We start from the raw sequence: 1,473 nt of genomic DNA, 5'->3' as shown, positions 1-1,473 counted from the left end.
GTCCTCCCAGGCCGGAAATGACCCACGGATCAGTCAGGAGAGCCAGTTATGTGGGTGATCGGTGTCAAGCGGGGGTGTCGTCGAGCTTGGTGAGGACGGCGTCGTAGACGTCGCGGCGGCGGTCGTGACCCTGCTCCGCGGCGTCGTCTCGCTGTGCCTGGATGGTGTCGCGGTGGGCGATGGTGGTGAAGAACATCGTGCAGGATTCGCAGATGGTCTCGTATTGGCAGTCCAGTTCGCGGGGGCGCCCGCAGTAGCCGTTGCCCAGGAGGCGCTTGACCGTCTCGTTGCGTAGCACCCGCATGTTCTGTCCGGCCGCGTCGGCGGGCAGCACCGCATGTTGCCCGTGGGCGTGGGCGGCTTGTTCGTAGAGGGCTTCGACCTTCTCGGTGACGGCGAAGTACTCCTCGGCCACCGTCCGGTCGGCGATGCGCCACATTCGGTGGGTCTCTTGCCGGCAGTAGCCCAGGCTGGCGGCCTGGTCGGCGAACTTGGCGGCCTGGTCGGGGTAGGCCTCGGTGACGTACTTGCCCCACCGGCATCCGGAGGTGACCACGAAGACGGGGTCGACCCGGGACACCGCAGTGCACCAGGGCGTGCCCGGCGAATGTCATCACGTCACTGCGGGTGTCGCGCCGTTGCTGGACTGGCAGCGCCAGTCAGGAGTCCAGGTCGCCGTAGCGGTTGATAAACCCGACGACTCCTCGGCGTCGACACCGACTCCCGCTTTCACCAGCAGCAGCGTTGATGTATGCGCGTGCGGCCGAGTCCAACGTCGGCGCCACCAGCGGCACGGCGGGCATCCCGGAAGGCGCCGTCCGTGGAAACACCGGGCCTGTCGCGGCGGCGTTGATGCTCACGATGTTCCTCCTGGAAGCTCGTCGTCACGGGTCAACGAGACGGCCTCGACGAACTCGTTGAGCTTGCTGCCCGCGGCATTGGCGAACCGTGCACCGCGCAAGATCGCCCACACAACCCAGATCGGCGATCTGATGAACCACCACTCGTAGACCAGCCGGTTGTGGATCCGGGCAGCCAGACGATAGCGCTCGGCGTCCCCTCTCTGCGAGACGGCCGACCTGCACGCAGCGGTCCGAATAACCATCCCAGTGCCAGCAGAGCCGCCTCGTGCAACGCGAGCACGCCCGCATGCCAGCACCTCCTGGCACAGCTCGTCCTTGAACTCCTGGCTGAACCGTCTACGGGATGCACTCACTGCGGATCTCGTTTCCAGTAGAACCCTCACCTTAGGAGGGCCCACTGTCCGAGATCACCGCGGCAGGCCAGTACAGCGTCAACGCGACCATCATCTTCGGGTCGTGCGCTGCGCGTCCCCACCCATCGGCGCGGTAGCCGGCGTGGAACGCGGACAGGTCCATCTGCTCGACCGCGTCGAGCACGAACCAGGCCAGATGGTCCTCCTTGAGCCACTAGCCCCGGTCATTCATGACGATGGCCGCGGCGGTGTCGGGG

2 protein-coding genes are annotated in these 1,473 nt (G+C 66.3%); both read right to left on the bottom strand.

Annotated elements, in window-relative coordinates:
- Nucleotides 1-64: 64 nt before the first annotated feature.
- On the bottom strand, nucleotides 65-580 hold the full coding sequence (locus ABC138_RS17465) for a hypothetical protein (RefSeq protein WP_218005636.1): 516 nt from the start codon (nucleotides 578-580) through the stop codon (nucleotides 65-67).
- A 276-nt stretch (nucleotides 581-856) separates the two neighbouring features.
- Nucleotides 857-1,105: a hypothetical protein gene (locus tag ABC138_RS17460; RefSeq protein ID WP_068330014.1), complete on the bottom strand. Its 249-nt coding sequence runs from the start codon at nucleotides 1,103-1,105 to the stop codon at nucleotides 857-859.
- Between the last annotated feature and the right edge of the window lie 368 nt (nucleotides 1,106-1,473).

Source organism: Janibacter sp. LM, from assembly GCF_039631275.1.
In the GTDB taxonomy this organism is placed as follows: Bacteria; Actinomycetota; Actinomycetes; order Actinomycetales; family Dermatophilaceae; genus Janibacter; species Janibacter terrae.
The sequence above is the reverse complement of the archived record's forward strand: the minus strand, read 5'-3'. Positions and strand labels throughout refer to the sequence as shown.

What these genes read in the sequence shown, in the direction of transcription:
- ABC138_RS17460 (WP_068330014.1), bottom strand. Translation starts at nt 1,105, where the DNA reads ATGGTTATTCGGACCGCTGCGTGCAGGTCGGCCGTCTCGCAGAGAGGG.